Raw genomic sequence first — 6,729 nt, 5'->3', positions numbered from 1 at the left:
CCCGGCGCCGCGGCCCGCGCCGTCCTCGCCGCGGCCTCCCGCATGGCCGGCCCGGGTCACCGTCGCGGCCCTCGTGGTGTGCGCGGTGGCCTACTTCCCGCTGCACTGGGACGGATCCTCGCTGCGCGTCTACGGGCTCGCGCTCGGCATGTCGGTGGCCTGTCTGGGCGTGGCCCTGTTGCTGACGCTGCGGATCAACGTGCCCGTCCTGGCGGGCGCGGTCGTGGTGCCGGGGGTGCTGGCCGCGGCTCAGCTCCTGGCGGGCCGGATGCCATCGGCGGGCCTCGACCGAGCCCTGGACCTCGCCCTGGCCCCCGCCTGGGCTGCCGGACCGGCCGCCGTCTGCGCCGCCCTGGCAGCGCTGACCGCCCTGCTGGTGCATCTGGCGGTGCCGCCGCGGGACAGGAAGGCAACGGCGCCGGCGCGCGAACCGGCCACGATGTCGAGCGCGGCGGAGTGACCGGCCCCCGACGCCGGTACGGCTTCCCGGCCGGCGTCGGGGACGGCCTTCGGGCACATCTCACGCGGCGTCGGCCGCAGGCTTCGACGGCTCCTCGTACGACATCGGTACGGGACCTCGACGGCGCCTGAGCCGACGCCCGCCGGGCCACCCACCTCAAGAAGGCAGGAGCAGCCGCTCTGTGGCTGCGGCGACCCCACAGGGCTACGCCCTCGGTGCCGCCGTCACGGCGCTGCTCGGAGCCGCCCGAAGTTCAGCCAGGGAATCGTCCGGCCTCCGGCACCGCTTCACGCCGGGCCGTTCAACCGGCGTCGCTGTGCCCCCTCGACGGCCCCCCGGTCGACGCCGGTACGTCCTCCGGCGGCTCATCGGCCGCTCCCTTCCGGCTTCCCGTCTCCTCCGGCGCCGGCCCCGGCTGCGGTCGGAGCGCCAGTGCCGTCTCCTTGAGCCGTCCGAAGGTTCGGGTCAGCTGCTGGAGCGGGGAGTCCGGCTGGGGCTGCTTCTCGGGCGGGGCGCCGGCGGACTCGCGGTAGGCGGCGAGGGCCTCGTGGGCTTGCTCGGCGGCCTCCCGGTACAGGTCGCGGGACTTCGTCATCGCCTCCAGCGCCTCGGCGTACATGGCCACCAGCGCGCGCTGACGGGCGAGTTCCTCTTCCACGGTGAGCAGACTCCACCGTTCGCGCAGCGCGGTGACGGCCTCGTCGGCGCCCTCCGGCAGCGGCCTGACCAGCGCCGCGAACCGGGTCACGGCGGCGATCAGCTCGGCCGGTTCGGAGCCGTCGAGGAAGACGCTGCGCACCGAGAACCCGGTCGCGTCGTACTCCGACGGGGCGGGGGAGCCGGGCAGGACGACGGCGCCGCCCCGCGGCATCTCCACTCCGGCGTCCCGCAGCGCCCAGTTCACCACCCGCAACTGCTGAGGGGTCGCCCGGTGCTCGACCACGCGGTGCCGCAGGCTCGGCGGCAGCATTCCCGCGAGCGGGGTTCGCCCGCGCTGGTCGGTGGTCATCGCCTCGTGGACGACGACATGGATGGTCCAGCCGTCGCGAGCGGCGTCCTTGAGCAGGCGCCGTGCGGCTTTGTCGTCGTCGGGCAGGGGGTTCAACTCGGTCAGCCGCCCGCCTGTGACGGGCTCACGATCCCACTCGGCGTCCGGTTCGTGCGGCCAGAACAGCGAGGCGGGCGACGGCCAGCGCGGATCCCAGGGGCGGTCGGCCTCCGCCGCCAGTACCCACGCCCCGCCCTCGGAGAGGGTCAGCCGGGCCCGTACGGTCACCGTGTCCTCGACCTGCCAGCGGGCCTCGAAGACCCGTTCGCCTTCGTGCCGTGCCTCGGCCGGTTCGAGGAAGTCGTCGAGGCCGCCGTCGTCCTTGTGCCGTTTCAGGCACCGCCGCACCACCTCCTCGGCGGCGGGCTCGGTGTACTGGCCTCGGGCCAGCCACACCGTGGTCGGAGTCATGGGGCGGACGGTCTGCGAGCTTGGCATGAGTCCTGGGGGCGACGGGGGCAGATGCTCGTCCCAGTATCGACGCCGCAGGCGGCCACGTGTCACCGGGGTCCGCACACGGGGTGTGTGCGGTCCGCTCAGGCCGGGTGCGGTTCACTCGTGGCCCGGCTCAGGTCCCGGTCATGAAAATGGCCGTGCGCAGGGCCCGCCCACCATCCGCATCGGGGCGAGCCCTGCGCACTTCCGGTCAGCCGTGGTACTTGATGTACCCGTTGCCGTCCGAGTCCGAGCCGCTCTTGGTGTAGGAGTGCGAGTCGGCGCCGGCCCCCGTGGGCTTGTTCAGGTAGATCGTGTCCTTGTCGTTGTTCCAGATGAAGTTGCAGTTGTCGCGGTAGACGACGTTGTTCGCGTCCGAGTCGGAGCCGTGGCCGCCGCGCAGCTTGATCTGGTCGCCGGGCTGCAGGTAGTGGTTCGCCGTGAAGACGAACTTGTTCCCGGCCGCGTCCTTGACGACGTAGCCCTTGAGGTTGACCGTCTTGCTGGACGAGTAGTTCTTGATCTCCAGGTACTCGGCCTTGGTGTTGCCGGTCGTGCAGTTGTTGGAGTCGCTGCCCGGAGCGTCGTACTGGACGCCGCGGATCTTCAACGCCGACGAGTACTCGGTGGCCTGGGCCGGAGCGGCGGCGAGCGCGGCCAGGGTGCCCGCGGCGGCGGCCGTCGCGAAGAGCATGCGTATACGCATGGCGAAGTCCCCCCTTGTAAAGGTTCAGTGAAGAACAAGGATCATATGCAAAGGGAGGGCGTCCGGTGGCGTTCCGGTCCGGATGGGCAGACGGCTCACTCGGGCCGCGGGGTCAGCAGCGCCCGCAGCAGGCCCGGGAAGGCCTCGTCGAACTCCTCGCGGCGCAGCGCGTTCATGCGGGACGTGCCCACGTAGTACTGGCGGATCAGTCCGGCCTCGCGCAGGACGTGGAAGTGGTGCGTGGCGGTGGATTTGCTGACCGGGAGGTCGAAGGTGCCGCACGCCAGGTCCCGGCCGCCGGTGTACAACTCGGCGACGATCCGCCGCCGCACGGGATCGACCAGCGCCTCCAGTACCTGCTGAAGACCGACCGTCCGGATGTCCGGGTGTGCCGGAACGCGCTCGTGCGCGCCTCGCCGTGTCGCTGCCATCGCACCTCGTCCCTCCACCGGACATCGTAGGTCACCCGAAGTTCGGCGGCCATAGAAGTTTGACAGCTGTCGTACTTTCGGATTCAGTGATGAACCAGCCGATGGAGTGGGGGAGTTGGGATGGTCAAGGCCGTACGGTTCCACGAGCTGGGCGGGCCCGAGGTGTTGCGCCTGGAGGACGTGGCGGCGAGGGCGCCCGGACCCGGCGAGCTGCTGGTCCGGGTGGAGGCCATCGGTCTGAACCGGGCCGAGGCGTTGTTCCGCAGCGGGCGCTACATCCAGCCGGTCGAGGGGTTCCCGGCCGGACTCGGCGCGGAGGCCGCCGGTGTCGTGGAGGCGGCCGGCCCGGGCGTGACGGGATTCGCGACCGGAGCACCGGTGAGCGTCGTGCCCGCCTTCTCGATGAACGACTACGGCGTCTACGCCGAGCGCGCGATCGTCCCCGCAGCCGCGGTCCTCCACCGCCCGGCCGGGCTCGGCGCGATCGAGGGCGCCGCGGTGTGGATGCCGTACCTCACGGCGTACGGCGCGCTCGTGGAGGTCGGAGGGATGGGCCCCGGCGACACAGTGATCCTCACCGCCGCCTCCAGCAGCGTGGGCCTGGCGGCGATCCAGGTCGCCCGCCGCGCGGGCGCGGTGCCCGTCGCGACGACCCGCACCCGGAGCAAGCGCGAGGCGCTGCTGAAGGCGGGCGCGGCCGAGGTGATCGTCGTCGAGGAGGAGGACGTCGTCGACCGAGTGCGTGCGTTCACCGCCGGCCAGGGCGCCGAGTTCGTCCTCGACGCCGTGGCCGGACCCGGAGTCATGGACCTCGCCAGGGTGGTCGCCCCGGGCGGCACGCTCTTCGTGTACGGCGCACTCGGCGGCGAGCCGACCCCGTACCCCGGGGTCGAACTCGGCCTGCCCGCACTGAACATGCGCTCCTACACCGTGCACGAGACGACCCGGGACCCGGCGCGCTTGCGCAGGGCGGAGGCGTTCGTGGCCTCCGGCCTGCGCGACGGCGCGTTCACGCCCGCAGTCGACCGGGTCTTCCCGCTCGACGAGATCGTGGCGGCCCACCGCTATCTGGAGGCGGGCCGCCAGGTCGGCAAGATCGTGGTCAGGGTCGACCGCTGACGGGGTTCGCTACCTCCGGCAGCACTTCCGACAGAACGCCGTCCGGGTCCCTGACCCAGCTTCCCTTCTCCACGCCGTACACCTTCTTGCCCTCGAGCCACTTCGTGGTGATGTGCTGGAGGTCCTTGCTGGCCTTGCGTTCCCAGACCGGGTTGTGGTCCCAGCCCTCGATGCGGAGCATCAGCTTGTTGTCGCCCTTGATGTGCTGGTAGAGCCGAGGAACGGAGAAGTGCAGCACCGGCCCCAGGGCCTCCGGCGTGTTGGCCGTTCGGTCCTCGTCGCCGTAGACGATGCAGACCGGCATGTCGGCGCCGCCGAGGATGGAGTTGTGCGGCGCGGTGTCCTTGTTCCAGCCCCACCAGTAGGTGTTGCGCCACCGCATGACGCCTTCGGGCTGCCCGGCCGTTGTGCCACCCCACTTCTGGCCCTCGGTGTCGCAGTCCATGATGGCCTTCCACACGTGGTCGGCCAGCTTCTTGTCAGGGATGCCGTTCTGGACGCTCGCCTTGCTGGTCAGGTTCATCGGGAAGCCGAAGACCGCGGCCGGCGTGGACTCGGCCTCGTCGGGCACCTTCGCTCCGGGAGGCGGGGCGAAGGGCTTGGCGAGGACCGTCGACCAGCGGCCGTTCGGGGGGAACATGGGCGCGAGCAGGAACAGGCTCGCCACGTCTTCGGGGTGCTGCAGGGCGTAGGGGCCCATGACGAACGAGGCCGCGGACCAGCCGACGAAGGCGACCTTCTGGTCGTTGCACCGCGCCCTGATGAACTTGACGACGGTGGCCAGTTCGTCCCACTCGCTCTTGGAGTTGCCGAGCTGTTTCGCGTACTCCGCCGCGGTCGGTGGACAGCTCGACGTGCCTGGATTGGTCGCCAGGAGGCCGCGTTGAGCGGGATTGGCGTTGCACGGGTTCTCCATTTTCGGGCGGAATGAGAGCCCGGAGCCCTGGAGGTCCATGAGGTACACGTTGAAGCCCTTGCCCGCCAGGGCCTGCGCCCAGCTGTAGCTCGTGTCCGGGTGCGGGGAGCCGCCCTGCGGAGGGAGCACGAGGTCGCAGCCGGGGAGCACCGGCACGCTCCTGCCGTGGAGCATGAGGACCGGCTGGGGGGAGCCGGGACCGGTGTGTCCCACGGCCTCGTATTCCCGTACGAAGAGCTCGACCACGTCGCCGCGGTTCGCCGGGATGGTGGATTCGTGTTCGACCTTGTGGTCGATGGGAGTCAGATGCGACATGGTCGCCTCCAATGCCTGTTCGCTTTTGGGAACGGTTGTTCCCAGTGACGAACAGCATTTCGGCAGGAGACGGGCGCTACGGGGAGCCGGGACGGTGGGTCGCGCGGACGCTGACTGATCGAGTGGTCCGTGCTCCTCCGAACAGCGGGGGCGCGCGCCAGCGCCCCCGCGCGCCGGGGTCCGCGCCGCCACGCGCGCCCTGGTGTCGATCGCGGGAGCGCCTCAGTAGCGCTGTGCCTTGGTGACCTTCGCCGTCAGCTGTGAGTCGGGCGGTTCGTGGCTGATGGCGAGGGGCTGGGCCTTCTCCCCGGGCTCCAGGTCCTCGGCGCCGACGTAGCGGGTGTCCACGACCTTGCCGTCGGCGTCCAGGAAGTCGACCTGGACGGCGTAGGAGGCGGTCTCGTCGGTGCTGTTGGTGATGTTGACGACGACGGCGCGCAGTCCGCCGGTCTCGGCGCGGGGCTTTCCCGTGAGGGAGACGTCGGCCGTGGCGTTGCCCTGGCCGTCGACGTCCTTCAGCTCCTCCTGGGCGGCGGCGTTGGCGCGCGCCACCTCGGCGGAGACGGAGGCCTCGAACTCGGAGGCGCGCGCCTCGGCGGAGGACGCCGCGGCGGACAGGGACGCCTTCACCGACTCGGCGAGCGAGTCCAGGGCCGAGGGCACGCTGCCGGAGAAGGACACGGTCTTGGGCGAGGTCGGAGTCTCCGTGGCCGTGGCGCCGTTGTCGTCGTCCGAGCAGGACACGAGTGCGACCGCGCCGAGCGCCGCCACGAGCAGTCCGGCCACCGCCGTGGCCGCCGAGTGCTTCCGGGGCGGCCGAGTCGGTCGCGGGGGGCCTGTGCGCATCGCCGGTGATCCTTCCGTCGGGCTCTGGCGCCCCCCTGCCACATCGTGCACGACGCGTAGTCGGGCAGCCACTCGACGGCTCACACCTCCGGGAAGGGCCGCAGCCCGTCCAGCACCCGCACCAGCTCCCGTGCCGCCCGCGCGTCCTCGGCCCGCACCGACTCCGCGAGAGCGACGACGACGGGCCTGCCCGCGCGCACGGCCGACCGGGCGGCGGACTCCCAGCCGGGCTGCTCCAGGAAGGCGGTGCGCCGGGGGCCGCCGGCCGCGGCAGCGGAGGAGTGCCACTGCTCCGTCCGGCAGATGCTCACGAGCAACTCCGGCAACCCGGCCTTGCATCGCACGTCCGGTTCCCATGCCCGACCCTCTCACCCGGATGCCGAGGGGCCCCGGGGCGCGCCACGTCCAGGAAGTCCGCCGACCGCAGATGCTCGTCCCGCGTGGAGTTCCCCG

The 6,729-nt window shown here is 71.7% G+C and carries 7 protein-coding genes and 1 pseudogene; 2 read left to right on the top strand and 6 right to left on the bottom strand.

All coding sequences use genetic code 11. The annotated features are described in order from the left end of the window. A pseudogene (locus ACWDRW_RS40000) lies at positions 1-460 on the top strand (hypothetical protein); the annotation flags it as partial. Between the two features lie 301 nt (positions 461-761). Here ACWDRW_RS40000 and ACWDRW_RS39995 read toward each other — a convergent pair. The 3 genes from ACWDRW_RS39995 to ACWDRW_RS39985 form a co-directional block, all read right to left on the bottom strand. After that, the gene (locus ACWDRW_RS39995) at positions 762-1,946 is read right to left on the bottom strand and encodes a hypothetical protein (RefSeq protein WP_451733429.1); all 1,185 of its coding nucleotides are present in this window, start codon (positions 1,944-1,946) and stop codon (positions 762-764) included. 208 nt (positions 1,947-2,154) lie between these two features. Then, positions 2,155-2,649 (bottom strand): lamin tail domain-containing protein, encoded by a 495-nt coding sequence (locus tag ACWDRW_RS39990; RefSeq protein WP_451733426.1) that lies wholly within the window; start codon positions 2,647-2,649, stop codon positions 2,155-2,157. Between the two features lie 95 nt (positions 2,650-2,744). Then, the gene (locus ACWDRW_RS39985; protein WP_451733423.1) at positions 2,745-3,080 is read right to left on the bottom strand and encodes an ArsR/SmtB family transcription factor; all 336 of its coding nucleotides are present in this window, start codon (positions 3,078-3,080) and stop codon (positions 2,745-2,747) included. Between the two features lie 120 nt (positions 3,081-3,200). On the opposite strand from ACWDRW_RS39985, the gene ACWDRW_RS39980 reads away from it, so the two are divergent. Next, a complete protein-coding gene (locus ACWDRW_RS39980; RefSeq protein ID WP_451733420.1) occupies positions 3,201-4,199 on the top strand; it encodes a zinc-dependent alcohol dehydrogenase family protein in 999 nt (332 codons plus the stop codon). Here the strand turns inward: ACWDRW_RS39980 and ACWDRW_RS39975 are convergent. The 3 genes from ACWDRW_RS39975 to ACWDRW_RS39965 form a co-directional block, all read right to left on the bottom strand. After that, positions 4,183-5,430, bottom strand: coding sequence for an alpha/beta hydrolase (locus tag ACWDRW_RS39975; protein ID WP_451733417.1), 1,248 nt, complete (start codon positions 5,428-5,430; stop codon positions 4,183-4,185). The genes ACWDRW_RS39980 and ACWDRW_RS39975 overlap by 17 nt on opposite strands. 222 nt (positions 5,431-5,652) lie before the next feature. Continuing rightward, positions 5,653-6,276 carry an FxLYD domain-containing protein gene (locus ACWDRW_RS39970; protein WP_451733414.1) on the bottom strand — a complete coding sequence of 208 codons (624 nt, stop codon included), beginning with the start codon at positions 6,274-6,276 and terminating at the stop codon, positions 5,653-5,655. Between the two features lie 80 nt (positions 6,277-6,356). After that, positions 6,357-6,587 (bottom strand): hypothetical protein, encoded by a 231-nt coding sequence (locus ACWDRW_RS39965; protein WP_451733412.1) that lies wholly within the window; start codon positions 6,585-6,587, stop codon positions 6,357-6,359. Positions 6,588-6,729 lie beyond the last annotated feature (142 nt).

This window comes from Streptomyces sp. NPDC003635 (assembly GCF_053587635.1).
This window is presented reverse-complemented; position numbering and strand designations above follow the sequence as displayed.